This window comes from Chitinophaga sp. 01L420, assembly GCF_056399985.1.
The window spans coordinates 13,866-35,711 of the sequence record NZ_JBFTSK010000067.1 but is presented as its reverse complement, the minus strand read 5'-3'; the positions used below and the strand labels follow the sequence as shown (position 1 = coordinate 35,711).

The following is a 21,846-nucleotide window of genomic DNA, read 5'->3' as shown; positions in this document are numbered from 1 at the left end:
CTTCAATGGCGATAAGTCGTGCCACCTGATATCCCCGGTGCCATAGGTGAGTACTAATCGTTGCTGGTCTACCTGCACCGTTACAATATCACCTGCATATTCCGTAATAGCCGCGGGATCGGTTGTCACATTCCAGCTATCGTCATACGCCTGAATGATGTTGCCTTCCGCCACTAATTCTCCCATGCAGGCCATCGTTTGTCTGTTTACCAGTAATAGTCTGCCGAACCGGGTGAATGCCAGCAAGGTGGTATCGCTCAGAAACAATGAAATAAAATTCAGGGTATCCGGATCTCCGCTGTCGGAGTAGCCGGCGGCTGATGCAAACAGATCTGCCTGTTCCAGTCTGGCGGTGTTTTCGAAAGAAGGGAACGCAAAAATTTCGATGCCTTCGCTGTTGTGGGGGCCTGTCACAAATTCATTTCCGTTGGGTGAGAAATTACCGGCAATCCGATCATTGCAGGATAGCAATTCCTGCAGCACTATTTTTCCATCGGTAAGCTGTACCAGAAACAGGCTGGCGTCGTCCTGACCGGCAGCTACTTCCATCAGCACTTTTTCTTTATCCGGTGTGGCCATGAAGTTGTAATTGTTTTCCTGGTGGCCATCCAGTGTATAATGATCGAGCATGGCAAAGTCGGCGCAGCGAATCACGTATAAGTGGTCTGGATCTCCGGGCGCGATGATCCAGAGTAGTAAATTATCCGGACTGAAAAAACAGTTGGCACCAGTAAAACTATTCCAGGGCTCATGCGTAAATGTCCAGCGTAACTGTCCTGCGGCATCAAAGATCCGGATATCGTTATAGCCGGATACGCCAATCAGGCTGGCGTCTGCATTGGCGCTGATATGACAGGAAACATAACGGATATTTTGCGCCTGCAGATCTCTTCGCCAAACTTCCTTTAAATCCTTGTCCAGCCGTATTACTTCCGGCCTTTCTTCAAAGCTCAGGAGATAGCCGCCATCGGTTAAGGATATGATACTGGCGCCTTTAATGCCGGGTGATAGTTGTTGGGAGATGGGTAACGCGATCTCTAAAAAAGTTCCACTCATAAATATTGGTTACTTAAATATAGGGTAATTATTTCAGGTATCACCTTCCGCTGCAGAGAATCATTTTTTTGTCTTACTTTTCCATTCAATCGTATCCCTGTAAACCGGATAACTGTGTGATAGAAGCCTGGTATTGAAGTTTGTGTAATCATCTAAAACCTTATGTCATGAGTACGCAAGTCCCTACGCTCAAGGAAATTGCTAAACGCCTGAATATTTCTGTCTCTGCTGTTTCAAGAGCTTTACATAATCATCCCAGTATTGGCCTGAGAACCAGTGCCAGGGTGCATCAACTGGCCGCTGAACTCAACTATGAACCCAACCAGGTGGCCCTGTCTTTTAAAAGAAGTAAAACCTCGATGATAGGGGTGATATTGCCCAATCTGAACCAGGACTTTTTTGCCGCTATCGTAAGTGCCATTGAAGATGTGGCCTATCGTAAAAACTATACGTTGTTACTGGGTCAATCCCGCGATGAGGAAGACCGGGAAAAACGATTGGTGGAATCCATGAAAAGCCATCGGGTAGATGGTGTGCTGGTATCTATTGCAAAAAATACCGCCGATTATGCCCACTTCGATTTGCTGAAGAAAATGAATATTCCCGTGGTGTTTTTTGACCGCATTCCCCGCATGCCCGATATCCACTACATTGCCAGTGAGCTGGAATCCGGTATGGAAGCAGCTATCCGCTTCCTCGTAAAAAAGAAGCACCGCAATATAGGGATGATCAACGGCCCGGATAGTTTGCTGGCCAGCAAAGAACGGCTCGAAGGGTATATGCATGCCCTGCAGAAACTGAGGATTAAAATAGACCTGGGCAGTGTGGTATCTTCTAATTTATCAAAAGAAGGTAATCAGCAGGCCATGCAACAGATCCTTGATATGAAACGCAGACCCACAGCGATTATTACCTTCAATGACTATGTCGCCATGGATGCCATCAAGTATGCGAAGAAAGCGGGCATTAAGATCAATGAAGACATTTGTTTTGTGAGTTTTGCGAATGAACCTATCTGCAATTACATGGACAATCCACCTATGGCTTCTGTAGAACAGTTCCCTTACAAACAGGGAGAGAAGGCGACGGAAATTCTGTTGCAGTTGCTGGAAGGAGATAATAAAACTGAGAGTGGTACTGCCTTTCATAAAATTTTATTGCCACCACAATTAATCATACAYGAACCCCAGCTATAATTTTACTCAATCGTTTGATGGTGATTCCTGTGAGGTGATCATGTACTTTGGCAGTATCATCCTTAATCAACGATTGTATGTATACAGATTTCCACCACCAGGTTGGTATTGTTACCGGTGCCGGCTCAGGTCTGGGCCTGGCGATTGCACGGAAGTTATCGGAAGCCGGTGTGAAGCTGGCTTTGCTGGATAAAAATCCTTCTTTGCTGAAAAGTGCGCAGTCGCAGTTTTCCGGCGAAGTGGAATTGTATGCCGTAGACATCACGGATGAAGGCGCCGTGAAAGATGTGATAGACCTGGTAAAAAGCCGGTTCGGAAAAATAGATATCCTCGTTAACAGCGCCGGTATCACCGGTATGACGAATCTCAAAAGCCATGAAACAGACACTGCTAACCTGCGCCTCGTATGGGAGGTGAACTTCATGGGCTCCTGGTATACCGGTAAACATGTACTGCCTTATATGCTGGAGCAAAACTACGGACGCATTCTGCACATTGCTTCCATTGCAGGCAAAGAAGGCAACGCCGGTATGTTGGCGTATTCCGCTTCCAAATCTGCTGTTATTGGCATGACCAAAGTACAGGGTAAGGATTATGCAGAAACAGGTATTACTGTGAATGCGTTGGCCCCTGCGGTGATCCGTACCGCATTGGTGGATGCCATGCCTGTGGAGCAGGTAAAATATATGACCGATAAAATTCCCATGAAGCGCTGCGGCACACTTGATGAAGCCGCTGCTATGGCTTTATACATCGTTTCTCCGCAAAATAGTTTTACTACCGGATTCACCTTTGATTTGTCCGGTGGCCGCGCTACCTACTAAAACAGATTTCTATGGATAAAAGGGAAATATTTCATCCCGAAAAAAAAGACCGTCATTTTTCTACCGGCGCTTATTCTGATGCAATTGCAATAGATGGCTGGTTGTATATCAGCGGACAAGGTCCCATCGATTTTGCCAAAGCCTCTTTTGCATTGGGAACCATTGAAGCAGAAACCGCGCTGACCCTGCATAACCTTCGCTGCATTGTAACTGCCGCTGGTGGCACCGTAGAGAGTATCGTGAAATGTACGGTGCACCTGGCAGATATCAACGACTTCCCTGCCTTTAATAAAATTTACGCCGACTTCTTTTCCGGTATAAAACCCGCGAGAACGACTGTGCAGTCGGTGTTAGGCAGCGGTATCAAAATAGAAATAGATGCCATTGCAAGGATTGCGTGATTGCTTTAAATAAAAATTAACCGCAGATGGAATATCAAATAGATCCGACAAAAATGCCGGTAGGAGTGGTTGGACTGGGTTTAATGGGATGTAGTATTACGGCTTGTTTGCTGATGGCCGGTCACCCGGTGATTGCAGTGGCCCCGGTAGCGGTGGATCTGCAGCATGCAGCCAAACGGATCACTGAACATCTGAGCAGATCCGCAAAGGAAGGACTGACCACCAAAACACCCGCCACCTGTTTGCAGCAACTCTCCATCACAGAAGAGTATGCACAACTGGCCAACTGTGTGCTGGTGATTGAATGCACCCTGGAAAACCTGGTGATCAAGAAAACAGTATACGAAAAAATAGAAGCGGCAATCAGTGAAGATGCGCTGCTGACAAGCAATACATCGGCTATTCCTATCAGTATTCTGCAGGGACAGGTGAAGCATCCGGAACGCTTCTTCGGTTTGCATTGGGCAGAACCTTCGCATACCACCCGCTTCCTGGAAGTGATATGTGGTGATAAAAGTGATATTACCAAAGGGGAATACCTCTACGCTATTTCTCATTACTGGGGCAAAGAGCCTACGTTGGTGCGCAAAGATATCCGGGGTTTTATTACCAACCGCCTCATGTATGCCATGTACCGGGAAGCATTTTACCTCGTGGAAAATGGCTATGCTACCGTAGAAGATGTAGACAGGGCCTGTCGCAATAACGCGGGCTACTGGATGACATTAGTGGGTGTTTTCCGTTGGATGGACCTTACCGGTGTACAGGCATATCATACGGTCATGAAAGACCTGTTTCCTACGCTCAACAACACCACAGAGGTGCCGCCGCTGATAGACGAGTTGGTGAAGTCCGGCGCCCGCGGCGTAGCCAATGCCAAAGGGTTTTACGACTATACGCCGGAAGAAGCGAAGATGTGGGAAGAAACATTCGCTGCTTTCAGTTATGAAATCCGCAAGCTGGCATTGAAATACCCGGTGGATGTAGTAAAGAAAAAAGTAGCGGAGAATAACGCGCATTAAACGACTATAACATGTTAATGATAGATGCACACCTGGACCTGGCCATGAATGCGCTGGAATGGAACAGGGATCTTAAAATGCCGGTTAACAGCATCCGGGAACGGGAGCAGGGTATGACCGATAAACTGGATCGTGGAAAAGGCGTGGTGTCCCTGCCGGCACTGCGACAAGGGAAAATAGGATTGGTGGTTGCCACACAGATTGCGCGCTATGTGGCAGCAGACAGTACTTTGCCGGGCTGGCATTCACCCGAACAGGCCTGGGCGCAAACACAGGGGCAGCTGGCCTGGTACCGTGCCATGGTGGCCGCGGGTGAAATGAAACAAATAACGGATACGGCTACACTGGATAAACATATACGGCTCTGGGAAGATGATACGCTTCCCGATGAACAAAAACCGGTGGGCTTTATCCTGAGCCTGGAGGGTGCCGATTCACTGGTGAATATTTCTTATCTCGAAAAAGCCTATGGTAATGGGTTACGTGCCCTGGGGCCTGCACATTACGGCCCCGGGCGATATGCACCCGGTACCGGTATGCAAGGCGCTTTAACGCCTGCCGGTGTGGAGTTATTAAGGGAGATGGATGCGCTACGTATGATCCTTGACGTTACACATCTCACGGATGATGGATTTGCGCAGGCGCTTGCATTGTACAAAGGACCTGTATGGGCGAGTCACCACAACTGTCGCGCGCTGGTACCGCATCAGCGGCAACTGACCGATGATCAGCTCCGCGCACTGATAGAAAGAGGTGCAGTCATCGGCGGTGTACTCGATGCCTGGATGCTGACGCCTGGCTGGGTACGCGGACAATCAGATCCGCGCAAAGAAAATATTACCCTTGATAAACTGATTGATCACTACGATCATATTTGCCAGATCGCGGGCAACAGCCACCATATTGCCATTGGTAGCGACCTGGATGGAATGTTCGGCCAGGAACAGTCGCCCTGGGACCTGGATACCATCGCCGATTTGCCCATGCTGGAACAGCTATTACGTAAACGGGGGTACGAAAAAGAAGACGTAGAAAATATCTTTTACAAAAACTGGCTCCGGTTTATCCGACAGGCCTGGCAATAAATTGCTTACCCGCTAACAACTATTCGTATGACATCTTCCGAAAATAAAATTACGGCTAACCGCTTGTTATCGCTGGATGTAATGCGGGGAGGCATTATGATTTTACTGGCAGCGGAAAGCTGCAGGCTTTATGATTCTCTGTATGATTTATCGCTGCCGGCATTCTGGCATAGCCTGATCCGGCAGTTTTTTCACCATCCCTGGCATGGGCTGCACGCCTGGGACCTGGTACAGCCCGCGTTTATGACCATCGCAGGTACAGCCATGTACCTGTCTTATTATTACCGCTCACTGAAAGGCGAAACCTGGCAGCAGCATTTCAGGCATATCGCTGTCCGCTGCTTTAAGCTATTTCTCTGTGGCACGGGATTGTACTGCATACAGGCCGGCCGCCTGGTATGGGAGCTATGGAATGTATTAACGCAATTATCTTTCACTACGCTGCTGGCCTACCTGATCATCCGCAAGTCCGGCGTTTTTCAAATAGTCGTTACCGTTATTTTACTGGGCCTCACCGAATTATTATACCGCGGCGTGCTGATGCCCGGTTTTGATCAGCCCTTTGTGGAGCATCATAATTTTGGCGCCTGGATGGACATGGTCCTTATGGGCAAGCTAAACCCCGATGGCTGGGTAACCATCAATTGTATCCCCACTGCGGCACACACCATCTGGGGCGTGCTGGCAGGAAAAGTTTTGGTTAGTAAAGTATCACAAAAACAGAAGGTAGTTACGCTGCTGCTGGCCGGTGTGGCTGCTCTGGCCATGGGCTTCACACTGGACGCAGCGGCTATAACGCCCATCATTAAACGAATCAGCACCAGCTCCTTTGTGCTGGCCTCCGGTGGTTGGGTGTTCCTGATTATGGCCGGTATGTACTGGCTCACGGATATACGAAAACTCAACAGCAAAGCCTGGCTCGCAGTAGTGGTAGGGATGAACGCCATCTTTATCTATCTCTTTTTTGAAACGGTGGGCGGGGAATGGTTTAATGGTGCCGTGGGGGTATTTACCAACGGCTTTATGGCTTTACTCAATATACCTGAAAAAATAAGGCTGGTCATTACAGCGCTGGCTACGCTGGCAGCGGAATGGTATTTATGCTGGTGGCTATATAAACACCAGGTCTTTTTTAAGTTGTAAGATGCCCTGTGCAAAACCAGGTCAAACGATTGATGATCTTTTACGCGTGACGATGTCTTATTTTAGATGAGCAACCAACTTCATCCAACCCGCGCTATCAACCAACGTATCAATTATTACGAAAACAACAGAAAACGTACCTGTATGAAAATGAGCTTTAAGAGCGCCTACCTGTTTCTCTCACTGTTATGTTGCCTGCTTTTATTTGCCGCCACCGGCTGGACACAGGTGTTGATAAAAGGTAAAGTGGCGGGCACTGACAACCAGGGCATTCCGGGGGTAAGTATTGCGGTGAAGGGGCAAAGCAGCGGCGTTGTCAGCACGGCAAACGGCAGCTACAGCATTACCGCCAGTTCGGCACAGGATACGTTGTTGTTCAGAATGATGGGGTATATGCCGGTGTCGCGCCTGATCGGTCACAATACCACCATCAATGTACAGTTAACAGCTACGCTGACAGATATCAACGAAGTGGTAGTGATGGGCTACGATGATAAAAAACGCAATGAAATTACCAGTGCGGTGAGTGTATTGTCTGGCAAGCGTTTGAAAGATGTAACTGCCAATGATATTGGTACCATGCTGCAGGGCAAAGTTGCCGGTGTGCAGGTGGTGAACAGCTCAGGAGCGCCCGGCAGTCAGCCGGATATCCGCATCCGTGGCATCGCTTCGCTGAGTGCACCGAAAGGTCCGCTGGTAGTAGTGGATGGTATCATTGGCGGTAACTACGATCCCAGCGATGTGGCTTCCGTAACCATCCTGAAAGATGCCGGCGCCACCGGTATGTATGGCTCCCAGGCCAATGGCGGCGTAATTATCATCACCACGAAGAAAGGAAAGCCTGGTGCCCCGCGCTTTGATTTTAAGACCACTCTGGGCCGCAGAGAGGTGAATAAAGGCCACCTGAATATGATGAGTGGCACTGAGTTTTTTAACGCCTCCAAAGAATTATACCGCGACACCCTCTCCGGGAAAATAGACATCCTGAAATTTTACAACGAGCGTCCCCGGGACCTTGCCACCCGGAATTTTGACTGGGTAGATAACGCCTTTCATCCGGCGATGGTACAAAGCTATTATCTCTCTGCCAGCGGCAAAACAGATAAGTTTACCTACTACCTCGGCGGCTCCTATTACAAGGAGGCCGGCACCTTTAAGAACACCGGCTTTCAACGGGTAAACCTGCGGAGCAACACTACCTATGAGTTTTCAAAACGCGTTTCCGTTTCCAATAATATCAATATCAGCGCTTCCACCGGGAAGAGCTATGACTACATGGATCTTTTCTATTCCTATCTTTCCCTGCCCTGGGATAACCCATATGATTCGTTGGGGAGTCCCAGGTATGTGGATGCCAGAACGCCCGGCTGGTGGTCGAGAGATAAAATTAATCCATTGCACACACTCGCCAATTCCGATCACTCCACGAAAGACTTCAACATCAACTACGATTTTATTGGCAACGTGAAAATCACCAACTGGCTCACGTTTACCAGCTCCAACAGGGTAGGCGTGGGCACTAATAAATCACATAGTTTCTTCTCGCCATTGGTGGCAGGTTCCTATCACGACAAAGGTTTCCTGGATGAATCTTCTTCCCTGTATTACAGCGGTATCTCTACCAACCTCCTGAAATTTTCTGTCAGTAAAGGACTGCATTCCATCAGCGGCCTTGCCGGTGTGGAGTTTCAGGGCAGCTGGGATGAGCTGCTGGGTGGACAGGGTAAAGGGCTGCCGGTAGGATTTGATGTACCGGGCGTAATTTCCAGCGAGCAGCAACTCCGTGGTGTGAGAAATCATTCGGTGATGCAGTCGCTGATTTCCCAGGTAAATTATAATTATGCAGAGAAGTATTACCTCACGGCTTCTTACCGCATAGATGGTACTTCGGCATTTCCTCCTACCAACCGGTATGCACAATTCCCCGCGGTGGGCGTGTCCTGGCTGGCTTCCAACGAAACATTTTTGAAAGGCAACCCCTGGTTAAACCTGTTGAAGCTGAGGGCTACATATGGTATCACGGGCATGCAGGATATAGGCGCCTACAAATACCTGGGCTTATTCTCCTTAAGTGCTCAGTATAATTCACAGGCCGCCGCTATTCCATACCAGTTACCCAATGATAAACTCACCTGGGAAAAAACACATCAGCGCAATGTAGGGCTGGACCTGGGCTTGTGGAATCGCATTACACTGAATATAGATGCGTATAGCAATGTCACGAAAGACTTACTCCTGCAGGTATCCCAGCCTTTATCCGTAGGCTTTGAATCGCGTTGGGAAAATATAGGACAGCTCAGAAATAAAGGACTGGAAATCACGTTGTCTACCGTCAACGTAAAAACGAAAAACTTCCAGTGGGGCATGGACTTCACTTTCGGGATGAATAAAAACGAACTGGCAGGCATTGGTAAACCGGTATATCAGACGATTAACGGCATCACGCAGATCTACCGCGATGGCGGGGAATTGTATACGTTCAACATCCCTAAATGGCTGGGCGTAGATCCTGCCACCGGACGCCCGCTGTGGGAAAGTATCTCAAAAGATGATGCCGGTAATATTGTGAAACGTACCCCCACATCCGATTACAGTCAGGCTCAGAGCCAGGAGACAGGGCACGCGCTGCCCCGCTTCCAGGGCGGTTTTGGTACCAACTTTTCCTGGAAAGGAATTAGTCTTTCTGCCAGCTTTGCCTACTCACAAGGTGCGCAGATCATGAACTTCATCCGCCGCTTTATGGATGTGGACGGGCATGAGCCTTACTACAACCAGATGCAGCCAAAAAGTGACTGGTCCAGGTGGACAAAGCCCGGCGACATTGCCACCCATCCCAGCATGCAGAAAGCCGCACTCTCTACTGAAATATCCAGCCGCTACCAGGAAGACGGCAGCTTCATTAAGCTGAGGAATATCAGTCTTAGCTATGATGTGCCCATGAGCATTGTGCAACGCCTGCACCTGCAGGGACTCCGGCTGGCATTGAGCGGCGATAACCTCTATACCTGGACAAAATTCTGGGGCCAGGACCCGGAAGTCACTGTGAACCGTGCCGATTTTTCTATGCCCGGTGTGGCGGACTTCAGGTATCCGGCTAACAGGCAGTATTTAGGCACCATAGAAATCAATTTTTAACTGCTCAAATTCCATTACCATGATAGCAAAAAAATGGCTGCTGATCGTTCTTTGCCTGGCATGTTTTTCTCCCGCCTGTAATTTGAGTGTGTTGCCTACAGATGCTTTGAATACGGAGAATGTGGCAGGTACGCCCGATGGCTTGCCTAACGTGATGAATGGCTGCTATGCCTTGCTGAAGAATAACGTAATGTTTAATGGCTATATAGATCCCGGACAAAACTACTTATGGCAGTATTACCAGTTCAGCGACTATGCCGGCGATGATATTGTATGCGGACAGGTAACAGAACATCCTTTATTTTACAGTTTTACTTATACGCATTCACCCGACCAGGAGAACATCCGCTTTTTCTGGTATATCTCTTACAAGATTATCAATGGTGCCAACACGGTGATTGAGCTGGGTGAAAAAATTCCCAATCCGACTGCAGAAATAAAACAACTGATTGGCGAAGCCTATTTTTTACGCGCCTTCCTGCATTTTAATTTACTGCGCGTATTTGCCAGACCCTATACCCAGGCGCCGGATGGCCCGGGTGTGATTATTCGCCGTACTACTACCGATGACGCGTTAGCGCCACGCTCCTCCGTAAAGGAAGTATACAATTTTGTAGTAGAAGATCTGAAAAAAGCCGCTTCGCTGATGGACCGGCCCCGGGGCGCACAGTATGCTTCCAAAGAAGCTGCGCTGGGCTATTTATCACGTGTGTACCTGTATATGAATGATGCTGATAATGCTATTGCCGCTGCCAATGCTGTTATTAATTCTGGTCGTTTTCAACTCGAGTCGGCAGAAGGCTTCAAAACGTATTTTCAAAAAGCCAGTGCCTCTTCCGAAAGCATTTTCCTCATCGCCCAAACAAAGGTGGACAGCAGGGGCAAAGAAGGTTCTGTAGCTTCTATGGTATACTCCGACGGTAACTCCGGCTGGGGGGAAGAATTTGCTTCTCCTTCCATTCGCAAGGCCATGAGTGAACATCCGGAAGATGTGAGATGGTCTTATATACTTCCGTTGAAAGATCCGGCCACCGGGCTGGTCGCCAAAAAGAACGGTATCGAAATTTATTATATCACCAAGTTCTCTTTCCAGGACGGCGATCCTAATTTAAGTTCACCCGTGATGTTGCGCCTCTCAGAAGTATACCTGAACCGCGCAGAGGCCTATGCCATCAAAGGCAATGTGGCGGGAGCATTGGGCGATGTAGATGAAATACGCAAGCACCGCGGGTTACAAGGTGCGCTGTATAACGGACAGGTGCCCCGTAATAAAAGCCTGCTGGAAACCGTGCTGTTCGAACGCAGGATAGAACTGGCTTTCGAAGGACATCGTACGTTTGATGTATATCGCAATAAGATGAATATGGTGCGTAACTACTGGGGCTATCATTTACCCGGTTTGCAGGAAACAGATGTAAACCTGGCGGTAGAACCAACCGGGTACGCCAACATCACCATCAACTGGAACGATCCTAAAACTATTTTTTATATACCGGTAGATGAAATCCTGGCGAATGCCGCCTGTAAACAAAATCCTTAACCACCATTTTCGTATAGATATCCTGGTTAGTCATCCAAATTGTATAAAATGAAAGCATATTTTTCTTGTAGTAAGCTGGTGCCGGTGATGTTTTCTCTGCTCTTTCTCATGGCCTGTACGAAAGAGGATGCCGGGACGGATGGGCCTTTTGAGGCTTTCTTCTCCTATTCAGTAGATGGCAAAGTCGTGTCTTTCAAAAATTTATCTACCCAGGCAACTACCTATAGCTGGGACTTTGGGGATGGCAGCAATACAGCAGATAAAGATCCTACACATACTTATCCCGCCAAAGGCCGTTATGTGATTACGTTGTATGCCACCGCTGCCAATGGCCGGAAAACAGAAGCTTCTACTGTGCTGATCATCGACAAAAAATCGCCGGTACAGTTGGAAGATGGCAGTTTAGCTGATTGGGATGGCGTAAAGAATGAATTTGTAAACCCTACCGCCGACCTGGTGAAAAAGATCAAATGGGATTATGACGGCACTAACGTATACGTATATATTGAGCAGAAGGGTAGTGCAACAGATTCTACTATCCTCGGTCTTTTTATCGATAGTGATAATGACAACAAAACAGGTTTCCTGCACTTTATGTATCCCGGTATGGCAGCAGATCTTTACCTGGAAGGGCAGCCTATGCTGGCAGGCAGTGGCAGTTGGTGGGGAGGTTTTACTTTTACCGGTGGCGCAGCGCAAAGCGGCTGGAGCTGGGGTGCGCTAACGGTGCCGCCATTTTATATCATGGGTGCTTCCAAAACAGCAGATGGTTTGTTTAAGTATGAACTGGCGCTGAAAAGAAGCGTGTTGCCCGGATTATTCAATAAAAAAATAATGATCGCATTAACGATATATGATAAAGGCTGGGCGGAAGCCGGCCACATTCCAAATAATAAGAGCGGAGGTATTTTAATAGACCTGGATGTATTGTAAAATGATTTACCACTTTTCCCTAAAAATTAATCCATGAAAACAATTTTACTATGTCTCTTTTTTGCTGCCGGCCTGTTCTGCTATAGTCAGCAGGCCACTGCGCAAAGTTATTATGTAGATAATAACAAACCTACCAATGGAGATGGCACCATTGGCAATCCCTGGAATAGCCTGGCATATGCCATGTATGCCACCACAGCACCTACTACGCAGGATGTGGTGATCTTTTTCCGAAAGGGCACTTATCATTTTAACCCCGATACCATTCTTTTTATCGGTAGCGGCAAAAGCGGTAGCGCTGGTAAGTACTATACGTTAAAAGCCTACCAGGGGGAACAGGTGATATTTGATGGTACCGGGTTAACCACCGATGGTGCCTATATGGCCAGTATCTCCGGTGCCAGCTATATCCGTTTGGATGGCATCACGTTCACTAACCTGAAAAACATCACCGGTTACGGGCTGTATGTAATTGGTAACAGCAGCAACATCGATATCCGGAACTGTACTTTCAGCAACATGGTGTGGAACAGCGATCTGACGGAAGCATCCTATCCAACTCCCAGTGATAAAAACATGTACCCGGTGATGATCACCGGATCCGGATCTTATCCTACTGGTGTAGTGCTGGACAGCAATCATTTCACCACCATTGCGCCAGGATTTTACGGAGATCTGGTGTATAAAGGTCCGGGCATAGGCACCGTTACACAAACGCATACGGTAGAAACAAATATTCTCCGCAAACGCCCACGCACCGATTTTTATGTAAGTACCACCGGTAGCGATGCTACAGGTACCGGCGCCAAAACAAATCCCTGGAAAACCCTTAATGCAGCAGTAAACAGGGCCGGGTACGACTTCAGTACCACACCTGCTACGCTGATAGATACTGCGCTTAATATCTACCTGAGGGGCGGTGTGCATCAGCCTACGGCGGCGGTGTATATTGGCAGTAACCGCGGACAAAATGGTAAATGGTTTACCATCCGGAATTATCCCGGTGAATCCGCCATTTTAGATGGTGGGCTGCTGACGGCACAATATGCCTCGCTCTTTGCAATAGATAGTGCCAAATACCTGGCTATACAGGGTTTGCGACTGCGCAACGTAACCAATGACTCTACGCTCACTACCGTGGTGAATGGGGTGGCGTATAAAGATGTGCGTTACGGTATTGCCGTATTGGGCAACAGTGCGCATATCCGCATTAAACAGGACACCCTGTACGATATGAAGTGGACAAGGGATACCCTCAAAGCCAAATACCCGCAGCCCAATGATAACCTGGGTGCCATCACGGTATTGGGCAATGGTAATTCCGCCATGCATGATATTGTAATAGACAGTAACGTTTTATATGATATTGTACCAGGCTTTACAGAAGCCGTTACCATAAATGGTAACGTGGATACTTTTACTATCAGCAACAACTACRTTCACGACATCGCCAATATTGGTATTGTGGCTGCGGGAAATTATAAATGGGTGTTGAATAACTATCCCGGATTAACGAAAACCAATAACCAGTCGCGCAACGGGTTGATTACCGGCAATGAAGTGTTCCGCTGCCTGTCGCCGATTGCAATATCGGCTGGTATTTACCTGGATGGCTCCCGGAAAGTTACGGTAGAAGATAACGACTGCTACAACAATGGTGTAGGCATTTCTGTGGGCAATGAACAGGATTCCAGCAAAGGGGCGGGTCATATGATCCGGAGTAATACCCTGCATCATAACCTGGGAGCCGGGATCTATATTGGTAGCAATAATCATACTTCCTGGGTAGATAGTACTGTAGTGAAATGGAATACCATTGAGCATAATTATTTCATTTCACCGGCATTGCGTAAAAAAGCCAACTATGTATACGGTATCGACAGTGCTTCCCAGCGCTGGGCGGAAATAGTGGTGAACAGGACGCGCTACATGACATTCGAGGAAAATGAAATTAACATCGACTCCGATATTATGACCGCATTTTTGTTTTCACAATCTAATCTCATCTTCCGTTATAATATTTATCATACGCTGCATAATAATCCTTGTAGTGTATACTTTATAAAAGACACCACCACTTCTAATAATGGTGGTGGCGATGGTATCGGAGATGTGTTTTATACCACCTTCCATCAGTATGTCAGTAATACCTGTCTGGATGTTACCTCTACGTTGGGCGACAGCGTTTATAATCCGGCTGGTTGCGGCAGTACTTTTGCCTGTAATAGTTTTGCGAGATCTGCTGCCCCTGCGTTGGTACCGGAAAAACCGATCATCGCTAATACTTCCGTGAGTGTGTATCCTAATCCTGCGATGGACCATGTAACGGTACAGGTACAACAATTGGTGAAAGGGGCCGTGCGACTGGAACTATGGAGCAGTAACGGTAAACTGGTACAGCGGCAGGATCTGGCCGTGCTGGACGCCGGCATACACCGGATTACGCTGAATAAGGGGAATGTGAAACCGGGTACCTATTTCCTGCGGGTGATCAGGGGTGTTGGAAAAACGGAGACACTAAAGGTAGTGTGGTTACAATAAAGGTATTAATAAAAAACAGTGGCTGTCAGAAGCAGCCACTGTTTTTATTTTATGCCTTATTTACAAGGAGGACAAATAAACGGATAATACTTAGGGTCGATGATCGGAGCGATGCCGAAGAAGTCGTTCAGCACGGATTCCGCGGTACAGTAAGCACCTTCCACCCAGGCCTGGTCATTGGAGTAGGCTTCACCCACAATAAAGATGTTGGCGTCTGCTCCATCTATCAGCTGTGATGGTTTCCTGATTTTTTGTTGCACGTCACAGATGTTATAATGCCCGGCGTAGGCATGGTAGCCTGCGTTGAAGGGTGGTTTGGACCAGTCCATGTACTTTGTTTCCAGTGGCTCGGGTACGGCCGTGTAATCGGCCTGGGGACCAAAATGCACGGCCGCCAGTTGTTGACGCAGCATTTTTACCATGATTTCCGGCGCTTTGCGTGGTCCTTCCAGCGGTTGACAATCACTTGAAACCGGTGTTTTGCGCACTTTGTGCGGACCCAGTTCCAGTTCTGACCAGAAGCTGGTGAACTGTTCATCATCATAGCTGGCCAGCAGTCCGTATATTTTTTCACCGCTTTGGTCGAGGGCGTTGTTACCAAAATACACTACCTGCCGTATAGGCATGTCCGTTACGCTGGGCCCTATAGTATTGCGTTGGGAGGCATTGAGCAGTTGTTCTTCCTGCACAATGGTTAACCGTTCTTTGACAAGCTTTTCTACCAGGCTTACCAGGTCGGCGGCTACATTAAAAGGTGTTTCCATAATGTGCTTGTCGTTCCCGATGGCTTTAATATAGGCAGCCGGGAATTTCTGCTTGGAAAGGGTGGTCAGCACGTCGGTGGTTACCTCGTAGCTGTTGATCTGTGCCGGATAAGGCGGCGGATTATTGGAATTATCGGCCCACCAGGGTGTATGGAAAAACATGCCCACCTTATAGGACGGCTGCATCACGGCAGATTCCAGGTATAGTTGCACATTCTCATGATTAAGCACGTCTAAGGCATCCGTACTTTCGTACCGGGTGGCCTGTGCTACCAGTTCAATCGAATGGCGTGGCATGGCCAGCCAGGCAGCATCGGTTGTTTTAGCGCCTGATTTCTTGTTAGGACTTTCCCGGCTGGCGATGGTGTAATGAATGACTTTACCTTTTTGAAGGATAGAGTGCAGCCGGGTATTTGGATAATATTTAAAGTGGATGCCTTTTTCTTTAGCCAGTTTCCCGATGGCATCAAACAACGCATTGAACATGCTGGAATAGCCGGTGGTCAATGTTTTATATTCCGTGCCCGGTGTAAATTCGTTATTGGCCTGGAAAGCGATGGCGGCGTTCCAGTTGATAACATTAGACGTGTAGCCGTTACCGTCGGAAGTATAGTTGTAGCCTTCTGATCCCAGCTGATCGAACATCAGGTTCCAGTAACCGATATCTTTCAGGTAATCTCCTTTTTTATATACGGATGATTCGGGAAGGTCGATGTTTATTTGTCCATTCTGATAAAACTCGCACCATTCCCTGCGGGTTTTAGGGCCATGGTCTTTGGTCACAGCCAGGCTTTCCACCAGATTGAAGCCGGTATCCGGCGAGTCGGTGGCGCCAAAATTGTTGACATAATAAGGAGCGGGGTTAGTGGATGTAATGTCGTTCAGGTACATGTTTTTGGTACGCAAGCAATACAGTGGATTAACGGATTCGTTAAAAGGCACTGAATATTTGTCGAGGCCCAGTTGGGATATCACGGTGGTGACTAAACGATGACCTTCACTTTCTGGTTTGCCATTCCATTGGGAGTAGCGCATGCCGCCTACTTCCAGGTAAGAATTATTTTTATCTTCCTTGTAATGCCAGGTGCATACACGGGCGCCTGCTGCGCGGGTGCCGGGATCTTTTTTGGTGAAATCGTATTTACCCCAGTCATATAATTCGAGGGTATCGCCTTTGGCCAGGAGCTTTGTGTTCTTTTTGCCATCAGCAGGTTTGCCGTCCAGCAATCGCCAGGCAGTATATAGCCCGGCTGCACCGGCTCCGAAAATAGAATAGGTTTTGCTGTCCATAGAGATTATTATTTTGAGGTGTAATAAGATGGGTTGTTTATCCTTCCAGTCCGAGACGGCGCATTTGTTCCGGCAGATCTTTTTGCGGGATCACCACCTGTACCAGGACCGGTTTTTTGGTAATACCTTTTAATTTCCCCAGCACGTCGTTTAGCTCTTTAATGGTAGTAACGCGGAAACCTTCTGCGCCATAGGCTTTAGCCAATGCGAGGTAATCCCATTCCGGCAGGATGTCGAAGGTGTCGAACACATGTTTGGGGCCGGGCTTAAAGGAGTCGAGGTTTACGTATACCTGTTCTATGGCATATACCGCGTTGCTCATCACAAAAATCACGGCGTTGAGTTGATTCCTGGCGAGGGTAGACAACGACTGGCAGATCATCATGAAGCCACCATCGCCGGCTATGGTCCAGGCTCTTTTGCCACTTCCCAGTTGTGCTCCGCAGGCGGCGCCGGTTTCATACCCGATCACCTGCCAGGCGGCAGAGGAAAGGAAGCTGTTGCGATGCAGACCATAAGCATTGGTGGCTACGTACAGGGCGGAGCTCACCCCAAAGGTCATTACAATATCTTTCAGCATATTCTGGTCCTGGAGGTATTTCATGGAATGCTGGAAGAAGCGGTTGTACGTAATCACATCCGGTTTATCATCCCAGTCAGGGTCCGAATTGGAGATCCAGGGCTCGGGGTATTTGGGCTGTGGGGGTGCTACTGTTTTCAGCGGATAGCCTTTGGTCTTTTTGAAGAGGGYCAGCAATGCTTCCATAAAATCTTTCATGGTAACATCCGGGTAGGTATAGTAGCCGGCGCGTACCTGTGCGGTGTCGGCCAGCACCATGGCGGCGTATTTGTTTTGTACAAACCAGAGGTAGTCATCTGTAAGAATGGTACCCAGCGTCAGGAAACAATCTGCTTTATCAACCTCGTTGATCACGCTTTTGATAGACGCAGCGTCGGAGTAGGTGCCGATGAATTTATCTCCTTTCTCCTGCAGTACTGATTTTCCAAGGGTGGTAGTGGTATAAAGAAAGCCGCTGGCATCGATGAGTTCCTGTAGCAGGTCTGATAAGCCATGGCGGAGTATTTCCACGCCTGCAAAGATCATCGGGTGTTTGGCAGCAGTAATTTGTGTCCATGCCTGGGCCACGGCGTTTGCGAGTGCCAGGGGCTCACTTTTGATCACGAGGGGTTGCAGGGCTTTCTTGTTGGGAGGGGTACATACTTCGCCCCATACTTCCTCGTAGCAGGCAATGTATACCGGCCTTTTGTGGGTGATAGCAGCTATGAGCAGCTGATCTATTTTTTCCGGTGCACCGGCGGAGGTGCTGAGCGTGATGGCCGCCACCGTGACGTGTTCAAATACTTCCTGGTCGGCTTTGAGGTTGCCGGTGGAATGATGAAAAAGCACGTCGTACATTTTGGTCATCTGCCGGTCGTCCGACCCGGGCGTGGCCGTGATCACCACCACGGGGCTACGTTCTACATAAGCGCCTGCAATGGCATTGAGCGCGCTAAAGGTGCTCACCCCGAATTGCAGCGATACGGCGCCGAGTCCGCGGGTACGTCCATATGCATCTGCTGCATAGGCCGCATCCAGTTCATTCATGGCGCCAATGGCAGTTACGCCATCGAAGTGTTCCAGGGTTTGGGTGAAATGCTTAACATAGTCACCAGGTATCTGAAACACCTCCGTGACATCCAGTTGCTTCAACCTGGTCAACAGGTAGTCCGCTACTGTAAACGGTTTTTGTTGCATGCTTGTGGATTTATGTTTGTGTTCATGGATATATGAGGGTGTTTATACCGGGGAATGGTAAAATAGGGGAACCGGATTTGTTACTAAAGTTAATGGAAATTAGATGATAATTAATGGGGGCGGGGGGATTTTTTTGAGGGTAGTGGCGGGGTGGTGAATAGATTACCGCCCCTTTGGTATGTTTTAAATGTTGGCAATGCTAACTATTTTATCAGAAGTGTTCCGGCTTTTTTCGAGGCCTTCTATTTAATGACGAAGGTTCTAATTAAATATAATTCTCCGATCCTTTATTTACATAAATATTAGAATAGGTTAAAAACCATTTTGTATTTTGGTTGCTACCTAAAGCTCCGCGTTATCATGACAAGAAGGATTTGTTATACCTGGCTGTTGCTGCTACTGTACACCACCACAGCTTTTGCGACGGATCGTTGTTCCGTACTGCCAATCAATCTGCGCTGCGAATACCTGATCAATCCCCTGGGCATTGACGAACTACATCCCCGCTTAAGCTGGACCCTGCAAGCTACAGATACGAGCGCTTTCGCCCAGCGGCAAACAGCTTACCGCATACTGGTAGCTGCTACCAAAAAAGAACTGGACGAAAATAAAGGAACGATATGGTCGTCCGGCTGGATGAGTTCAGATGAGATGCAGCATATTGATTACAAAGGGAAGCCCTTGCAATCCGATCAGGCGTATTACTGGAAGGTAGCGGTGAAAGATGAAAAAGGGCAGGTGTCTGCCTGGAGTGCGCCAGCGCGCTGGACTACCGGTTTATTACAAGCTGCCGACTGGAAAGCAAAATGGATCGGCACTGACGAACTGTTTGATCCGCATCAGAAAGACTGTAATATTTCAGATCCCTGGCTGAGGAAAACATTTGAGTTGAAAGCGGCGCCGGAGAAAGCCAATATCTTCATTGCTTCCGTAGGATTTCATGAACTATATGTCAACGGAAAAAAAATCGGTGACGGCGTGATGGCACCTGCCGTTACCAATCACACAAAAAGAGCACGGTACATAACCTATGATATTGCCGGTGAATTGCACCCCGGTAAAAATGTGATTACCATCTGGCTGGGTACTTCCTGGTCAATATTTGGTCCCTATATCACCCCAGGGAAGCCACAAACGCCGATTGTGATAGCACAGGGCACTGTGTACGACAAAGCCACCGAAACGCCTGTATTGCTCCTTAAAACAGATGATTCCTGGCTCACACATCCCAGCCCCAATAAGCTGCTAGGTGTATGGGATTCGAACCATATGGGCGGAGAGCTATGGGATGCCAATAAAGAAATGAAAGACTGGAACACCACCGCCTGCGATGAAAGCAGCTGGCGTAAGGTGACCGTATACCGTCCCACGCTGCTCTTATCTGCACAGATGGTGGAACCTAATAAAGTACTGAATGAAATGAAGCCCGTCTCCGTAACCCATCTCCCTAACGGCAACTACCTGGTAGACATGGGGGTAAACTTTGCCGGCTGGACTTCCGTTCGTGTACACGGGCAACCAGGTGATAAAATAGAATTTTTGTATTCAGAACGGGAAGGTATGAATATGACCTTTGGGCTGCATAGCGCGTATATCATAGGTAAAGAAGGTGAAGGCGTTTTCCGTAATCATTTTAATTACAGCTCCGGCAGATGGATTACTATCGTGGGATTGAAAGAACCGCCTGTATTGGATGATATCCGTGGCTGGCTGGTGCGTACGGCCTATGAGCCTTCTACCACCTTTACCTGTTCTGATTCTTTGCAGAACTGGATCTATGACCGGGTGCGCTGGACCTACGAAAACTTATCGATCGGTGGTTATATCGTGGACTGTCCCCAGCGCGAAAGACTGGGCTACGGCGGCGATGCACATGCTACCTGCGAAACGGGCATGTTTAACTATCATGTGGGTGCTTTTTATACCAAGTGGATGGAAGACTGGCGCGATGTGCAGGGAACAGAATCCATTGTAGGTAACATGTATGATACGGCCTGGGCGCATAAAGGACTCATGAGTGGTCGTCATCTTCATAAAGGTATATTACCGCATACTGCACCTACGTATATGGGCGGTGGCGGCCCTTCCTGGGGAGGCATTGTGGTAACGCTGCCCTGGTTTATATATCAGCAGGAAGGAGATAAAAGGATATTGGAAAAGAATTTCGAGATGATCAAAGAATGGCTGGCTTTCCTGGACACACAAACCAAAGACAACCTGCTGCAAAGATTCGGTGGCCCCTGGGACTTCCTGGGCGACTGGCTGTGGCCGGGTGCTACCGCCGAAGGCATGAACAACAATAAGCCACAAACAATTTGTTTAAATAACAGCTACCGCGTATTTAATCTGCGTACGGCCGCAAAAATAGCGAGGGTGCTGGGCAAAACAGCCGAAGCCACGCAATGGGAACAGCAGGCAGATGTATCCAGTCGTGCTATCAATGCCCGTTTCTACAATGCTGCCGACAACAGCTATTCAGATAGTTCCATGGCTAATATGGCGGCAGCCTTGCTGGCGGAAGTACCGCCTCCTGCACAACGCGCGGCTGTAATGCACAGACTCGAAAAAGAAATACGCGTGATCCGTAAAGGACATATTCATGTAGGCATTACCGGTGGTGCACTCTTGTTTAAACTGCTGCGTGATGAAGGCCGTGATGACCTGATTTACAGCATGACATCACAAACCGATTATCCCGGCTGGGGCTACATGAAAGCCAATGATGCCACCACTATCTGGGAAATGTGGGAGAAAAATCTGCCAGGTCATTCCCTGTTGCACAGCTCTTTTCTTTATCCGGGCGCCTGGTATATCAATGGGGTAGCGGGGATACGCCGCGATCCCTCATCTGCCAAAGGCTATCAGCATTTTATTATCAGGCCACCGCTGCTAACATCTTCCCAGATGAATTGGGCACGTGCATCCTATGAATCGTCTGCCGGCATTATTAAAACGGCCTGGTATCGTGATGGGAAGGGATTGACGCTGCAGGTAACCATACCTCCCAATTGCACGGCAATAGTGGAATTGCCGGAGCAGGAAGCCAAACATGTGGAGGAAGCCAGCGGGCACCTGAAAAAGAAAGGGGGACAAAATGGATATGCATCGTTTGAATTGCCCGCAGGAAATTATAAGATCAGGAGTATTTAATCTCCATAAA

At 48.3% G+C, this 21,846-nt stretch carries 14 protein-coding genes; 11 read left to right on the top strand and 3 right to left on the bottom strand.

The annotated features are described in order from the left end of the window. Nucleotides 1–1,056: hypothetical protein (locus tag AC1DP6_RS34285; RefSeq protein ID WP_477058916.1), on the bottom strand; the 1,056-nt coding region annotated here is incomplete at its 3' end. 167 nt (nucleotides 1,057–1,223) lie between these two features. Here AC1DP6_RS34285 and AC1DP6_RS34280 point away from each other — a divergent pair. The 10 genes from AC1DP6_RS34280 (at nucleotide 1,224) to AC1DP6_RS34235 (ending at nucleotide 14,876) form a co-directional block, all read left to right on the top strand. Beyond that, the gene (locus AC1DP6_RS34280) at nucleotides 1,224–2,252 is read left to right on the top strand and encodes a LacI family DNA-binding transcriptional regulator (RefSeq protein WP_477058915.1); all 1,029 of its coding nucleotides are present in this window, start codon (nucleotides 1,224–1,226) and stop codon (nucleotides 2,250–2,252) included. A 77-nt stretch (nucleotides 2,253–2,329) separates the two neighbouring features. After that, nucleotides 2,330–3,076, top strand: coding sequence for an SDR family NAD(P)-dependent oxidoreductase (locus AC1DP6_RS34275; RefSeq protein ID WP_477058914.1), 747 nt, complete (start codon nucleotides 2,330–2,332; stop codon nucleotides 3,074–3,076). A gap of 11 nt (nucleotides 3,077–3,087) precedes the next feature. Next, nucleotides 3,088–3,477 carry a RidA family protein gene (locus AC1DP6_RS34270; RefSeq protein ID WP_477058913.1) on the top strand — a complete coding sequence of 130 codons (390 nt, stop codon included), beginning with the start codon at nucleotides 3,088–3,090 and terminating at the stop codon, nucleotides 3,475–3,477. A 26-nt stretch (nucleotides 3,478–3,503) separates the two neighbouring features. After that, a complete protein-coding gene (locus tag AC1DP6_RS34265) occupies nucleotides 3,504–4,499 on the top strand; it encodes a 3-hydroxyacyl-CoA dehydrogenase family protein (protein ID WP_477058912.1) in 996 nt (331 codons plus the stop codon). Nucleotides 4,500–4,510: 11 nt separating this feature from the next. Continuing rightward, nucleotides 4,511–5,584, top strand: coding sequence for a dipeptidase (locus AC1DP6_RS34260; RefSeq protein ID WP_477058911.1), 1,074 nt, complete (start codon nucleotides 4,511–4,513; stop codon nucleotides 5,582–5,584). Nucleotides 5,585–5,611: 27 nt separating this feature from the next. Next, nucleotides 5,612–6,727, top strand: coding sequence for an acyltransferase family protein (locus tag AC1DP6_RS34255; protein WP_477058910.1), 1,116 nt, complete (start codon nucleotides 5,612–5,614; stop codon nucleotides 6,725–6,727). A 144-nt stretch (nucleotides 6,728–6,871) separates the two neighbouring features. Further along, a complete protein-coding gene (locus AC1DP6_RS34250) occupies nucleotides 6,872–9,862 on the top strand; it encodes a SusC/RagA family TonB-linked outer membrane protein (RefSeq protein WP_477058909.1) in 2,991 nt (996 codons plus the stop codon). A 19-nt stretch (nucleotides 9,863–9,881) separates the two neighbouring features. Beyond that, the gene (locus tag AC1DP6_RS34245; protein WP_477058908.1) at nucleotides 9,882–11,402 is read left to right on the top strand and encodes a RagB/SusD family nutrient uptake outer membrane protein; all 1,521 of its coding nucleotides are present in this window, start codon (nucleotides 9,882–9,884) and stop codon (nucleotides 11,400–11,402) included. A 48-nt stretch (nucleotides 11,403–11,450) separates the two neighbouring features. Further along, a complete protein-coding gene (locus AC1DP6_RS34240) occupies nucleotides 11,451–12,335 on the top strand; it encodes a PKD domain-containing protein (RefSeq protein WP_477058907.1) in 885 nt (294 codons plus the stop codon). A 33-nt stretch (nucleotides 12,336–12,368) separates the two neighbouring features. Beyond that, the gene (locus AC1DP6_RS34235) at nucleotides 12,369–14,876 is read left to right on the top strand and encodes a right-handed parallel beta-helix repeat-containing protein (RefSeq protein ID WP_477058906.1); all 2,508 of its coding nucleotides are present in this window, start codon (nucleotides 12,369–12,371) and stop codon (nucleotides 14,874–14,876) included. Between the two features lie 56 nt (nucleotides 14,877–14,932). Here AC1DP6_RS34235 and AC1DP6_RS34230 read toward each other — a convergent pair whose 3' ends face one another. Next, nucleotides 14,933–16,930, bottom strand: a complete 1,998-nt coding sequence (locus AC1DP6_RS34230; RefSeq protein ID WP_477058905.1) for a flavin monoamine oxidase family protein — start codon at nucleotides 16,928–16,930, stop codon at nucleotides 14,933–14,935. A 37-nt stretch (nucleotides 16,931–16,967) separates the two neighbouring features. Then, entirely contained in the window at nucleotides 16,968–18,686 is a 1,719-nt protein-coding gene (locus AC1DP6_RS34225) for an alpha-keto acid decarboxylase family protein (RefSeq protein ID WP_477058904.1), read from the bottom strand. Nucleotides 18,687–19,046: 360 nt separating this feature from the next. Here AC1DP6_RS34225 and AC1DP6_RS34220 point away from each other — a divergent pair, with 360 nt between their 5' ends. Beyond that, the gene (locus tag AC1DP6_RS34220; RefSeq protein ID WP_477058903.1) at nucleotides 19,047–21,836 is read left to right on the top strand and encodes a family 78 glycoside hydrolase catalytic domain; all 2,790 of its coding nucleotides are present in this window, start codon (nucleotides 19,047–19,049) and stop codon (nucleotides 21,834–21,836) included. Nucleotides 21,837–21,846 lie beyond the last annotated feature (10 nt).

Coding starts and splice junctions, on each gene's coding strand:
- AC1DP6_RS34265 (WP_477058912.1), top strand. CDS start 3,504: ATGGAATATCAAATAGATCCGACAAAAATGCCGGTAGGAGTGGTTGGA.
- AC1DP6_RS34230 (WP_477058905.1), bottom strand. CDS start 16,930: ATGGACAGCAAAACCTATTCTATTTTCGGAGCCGGTGCAGCCGGGCTA.
- AC1DP6_RS34270 (WP_477058913.1), top strand. CDS start 3,088: ATGGATAAAAGGGAAATATTTCATCCCGAAAAAAAAGACCGTCATTTT.
- AC1DP6_RS34255 (WP_477058910.1), top strand. CDS start 5,612: ATGACATCTTCCGAAAATAAAATTACGGCTAACCGCTTGTTATCGCTG.
- AC1DP6_RS34275 (WP_477058914.1), top strand. CDS start 2,330: ATGTATACAGATTTCCACCACCAGGTTGGTATTGTTACCGGTGCCGGC.
- AC1DP6_RS34220 (WP_477058903.1), top strand. CDS start 19,047: ATGACAAGAAGGATTTGTTATACCTGGCTGTTGCTGCTACTGTACACC.
- AC1DP6_RS34245 (WP_477058908.1), top strand. CDS start 9,882: ATGATAGCAAAAAAATGGCTGCTGATCGTTCTTTGCCTGGCATGTTTT.
- AC1DP6_RS34240 (WP_477058907.1), top strand. CDS start 11,451: ATGAAAGCATATTTTTCTTGTAGTAAGCTGGTGCCGGTGATGTTTTCT.
- AC1DP6_RS34250 (WP_477058909.1), top strand. CDS start 6,872: ATGAAAATGAGCTTTAAGAGCGCCTACCTGTTTCTCTCACTGTTATGT.
- AC1DP6_RS34260 (WP_477058911.1), top strand. CDS start 4,511: ATGTTAATGATAGATGCACACCTGGACCTGGCCATGAATGCGCTGGAA.